The following is a 3,706-nucleotide window of genomic DNA, read 5'->3' on the forward strand; positions in this document are numbered from 1 at the left end:
GCTCGACGCGAATTTGAAGGTGGCCTGTCCCCGTTTGTCTCTCGAAAGGTGGTCTTTCCCCATTTATCCGGTCCCCATTTATCCGCTTTTCTTTCAATCGTCGGGAATCTCGATATGAAACGAATCTGCATCAATTTTCAAAGACATCCATCCTGGCCCAGGCAAAACGTTTATTTCACCCTCAAGAAAATACTCACTTGCAGACTTATCGACTTTAGGCCCACTAATAAACTCCTCGACAAACTCATTACCTGAGGAACTCTTTCGATCGAGAGAATATTCATAGATAACTTTTCTCAACACACTCACACCAGAAAAGACCAGCCAGCAGTCACCCACATATTCATGCATTGCGTGCAAACCTTCACTCTCGCTCTCGTATCTGACCCATTCACCACCCTCGCTTCGAGCGTGTAACAAACCATTTACAAGACTCCATTCAACATACTCCACATCTCTAGCGGGATCGTAAATGTAATGAACAGGAAAAATACTTTCGCCCTTAGGACATTCATCTTCATCACACTGTACGATCCGAGCGCCATCCGCCGCTGTTACCAACTTCGTTTTTTTCAAGGCTAGGCCTCTTTCGACATAAAGGCGAACTACTCCATTTTCGAGCTCAAAGCCTCCATATACGCAGTCAAATGTGACGAGGGAATCAAACATCGCTGAAACTATCATTTTATTTTCTCTAGAACGATGGTTTTCATACTATGGAGATCAGTAATCTTACTACTGTCTGTGCGTAGGAACGTGTGCCCCGAGAATCGAGCATCTAGACCTCCATCCTGGATAACCTTGACGCCAACCGACTCAAGATCGGCTGCACTTGGTAGTTTTCCATACGTGGGGAAACGGGGACAGACCACGTTTTGGAGTGCGTTTTAAACGTGGCCTGTCCCTATTTACCCTTGTTCGAAATTTCGCTTCCGAATTTATTGCTCTGTTGAGTATTGAGGAAACGGGGACAGACCATGTTTTCGAGTGCCTTCTATACGTGGTCTGTTCCCTTCCCCCCCAAGAGTACCCAGCTTTTGCATTCAACGTGGTCTGCACCCATTTATCTCTCAGACGATATCGACAATCAGCGTGGCGACCTGCGCGGAGCTCAGAAGGAGAAAAAATAGCGAAATTCGGTTTTACGAATTATCAAAGTTTGATAAAAGATCATCCAGCACTTGTCGTTTTCCGACAGCGACAACTCCTCTATCAAGATCATCAAATTCACCAATCTTTGCCATTAACAGTCCGTTCCCCTCCGCCACATATTCGAAGAGCATCAGATCTTCCGAAATCTTTCCAGACCAGCCAATGAGTAAGGCTTCTTCCATATCCAAATCTATAGGCACAATGGCTACATAAGAACATCTCTCAGCCAAGAACGCCTCCAGAATTGTCCCATCTAAAAGATCCGATAGGCGAATACCTCCAAAAAACTTTAGCTTCCCATCGCGCTCCATGGTATGCACTATCGAATGACTTCCTTGGGGAACTTCAATCCCCCGTGATTTGAACCCACCCCATAGCCCTAAATATTTGACGATTCTCGTGCCTGGCTGCCAAGCCGAGTTACCCAAAAGCAACCAGGCTGCATATCCCGGCATATTTTCGACAACGCGTTCATGTATGAAGTCGAATATTGTTTCCAATGACTCATGAGGCTTCGACGCAATAAAACTAGCTGCAGACAACTTTAATCTGCATTTTCCGTTACCCTCATTCAGATTGATTGTCTGATTCGAATCAGATACGTCATTTTCTCCCAAAATTTTGATTTTAGTAATGATAATAATTTCCCGCTTCGTCGTTAAAATGCGCCCCGCGATTTTGCGGATCACCTTCCCCGCAATCATGTCCCGCTGTGTCGTCACGAATTCTCACTGTCCGCGTACCGCCACCTGAAGCGGGAACCTCAAACTCATAAATGGCTCCGGGCTGAGGGTTGCCCCGTTTGTCGACACTTTGAATTACTCGGCTAGGCTGCTGAATGGTCGGGGGAAAATGCGGACAGACCACGTTTTGGAGTACTTTTTCAACGTGGCCTGCCCCCATTCATCCACACTCTTCCAATACCGTTTCAACGTAATTTTCCTTCACTTAACCCTTAGCAATCAGGGTTACCTTCCACAACTTACCATCCTCTGAAAACTCCATACGTAGATCGTATGTTGAAAACTGATATTTGCACCACTGCCGGACTTTACCAATCAACATATCAACTTTAGCAGATGCTCCTGCGTCTGCCGTACCCAATACCTGAGTGACATTTTTGGCAGTCCAAGCATGAGCAGCCCGATCAAGCACATATTCGTTATACGGTGAATAGCCTTCATCCTCCTGCACAAAAAAATGAATGTGATTTAATTGTCCCGCACGAAACCCAAGCTCTATCCCAGACTTTATAAACTTGTAATATTTTGTTTTCCCGCCTGGATCATTATAGGCATCAGGAGTCTCTGAAATGACGGGCTTTTCTTCAAAACGTTGCCATAGACCCGTGATGACTGATCCATTCTCATCTTGACCGAGAGCGTGAATAAAGTCAGACCAAGTATTCATTATTTGATAACCCCAATCTCTCGATTTCTTTCCACTATTTTTTTAATTGTCTCATCGACAATTTTTGAATCATAACCTCGATTGCGTAAATTTTCTCGCAATGCGTCTGTATCACGGCACACCGCGCCGCACAGATCAATGGCGTCCTGTTGAACCTGTGCACGGGTATTTTTACCCCCATACGTGGGACCCGCAATGTGGACATCGCGAGGAACCTCCACGGCTGTTGCGTTTTGGTAAAGCGATTTGGCCTCCACCTCTGTAAGGGGACGACCTAATTCAGCTTCTTTTGCCGTACGCAATGCAGCAAAGGAAGGGATGTGGTCGTGCTCTAACCCGTCAGCAACTACTTCTCTTGACTTGAGATTCTTATAGGAGTCAACCTCAAGTTCTTGAACCGGTGCTTTGGACGCTTCGTTTCCTTTTACACCACCCGTACCCTTTACGTCGGCTTCCTTTGTGGCAGTCGTACCTTTCCCGGTTGCCCTACCCGGAAAAATTCCACCCCCCATCTGGATCGCGACAGCACCCAATTTTGCAAAGAAACCACCTTCCTGTAAATTCACGATGGAGGCTATTGACCCAGTGGAGTTTAGATTCCCTCCCTGAACAACTCCTACCCAATAGGCTTCTCCACTTTTGCCTTCACTTCGTAGCGTCGCTATCAGCTTCGAGAACTTTTCGTCATCGTCGGCCAAATCGTGGGAGATTTGACGGCAGGTATCAGGTGCCCCTTTACAAAACTCGTCCAGCTCTAACTCTCTTTGCTTGTCAAGCGCTTCATATTTATCCCTGACAGCAAGCTTTTCCTTATCCGTGGTCTTGCTGTCCATCTCAGCGAGCATCTCTTTCACCTCACGGTGGTAGAGATAGTTATAAGTCGTGGCACTCCCGGCGATGCTGGCTCCCAACTGTGAATTGCCATCAACGAGGGCCGCTGCAAGAACACCCGTGAGTTGGGACAACATCACCTGCAGCTGATCATTGCCAGCGGCGAACTTCACCAGCGTATTCATCGCAGCTTCATTCAGCCCAGCAGCCGCCGCACCGGTAGCAAAATCCCCGCCAGTTACTTCGGAAATCAAACCGCCCATCAGCGCATGCGCGACAACTTTTACTACGCCACCTTCCGGGAACTTGATCG

The 3,706-nt window shown here is 47.1% G+C and carries 3 protein-coding genes and 1 pseudogene; all 4 read right to left on the reverse strand.

Features of this window, described 5'->3' with window-relative positions:
- Positions 1-93 precede the first annotated feature (93 nt).
- Positions 94-669: a hypothetical protein gene (locus D8U70_RS26635; protein WP_225927626.1), complete on the reverse strand. Its 576-nt coding sequence runs from the start codon at positions 667-669 to the stop codon at positions 94-96.
- Between the two features lie 473 nt (positions 670-1,142).
- Entirely contained in the window at positions 1,143-1,874 is a 732-nt protein-coding gene (locus D8U70_RS26645; protein WP_177434005.1) for a hypothetical protein, read from the reverse strand.
- A 226-nt stretch (positions 1,875-2,100) separates the two neighbouring features.
- Positions 2,101-2,562 (reverse strand): hypothetical protein, encoded by a 462-nt coding sequence (locus D8U70_RS26655; protein WP_016775045.1) that lies wholly within the window; start codon positions 2,560-2,562, stop codon positions 2,101-2,103.
- Positions 2,562-3,706 (reverse strand): annotated as a pseudogene (locus D8U70_RS27850) (DUF637 domain-containing protein); the annotation flags it as partial. The gene D8U70_RS26655 and the pseudogene D8U70_RS27850, both read right to left, overlap by 1 nt.

It is taken from the genome of Pseudomonas sp. Sample_20 (genome assembly GCF_004307585.1).
Lineage (GTDB): Bacteria > Pseudomonadota > Gammaproteobacteria > Pseudomonadales > Pseudomonadaceae > Aquipseudomonas > Aquipseudomonas atacamensis.

Coding starts and splice junctions, on each gene's coding strand:
- D8U70_RS26635 (WP_225927626.1), bottom strand. CDS start 669: ATGTTTGATTCCCTCGTCACATTTGACTGCGTATATGGAGGCTTTGAG.
- D8U70_RS26655 (WP_016775045.1), bottom strand. CDS start 2,562: ATGAATACTTGGTCTGACTTTATTCACGCTCTCGGTCAAGATGAGAAT.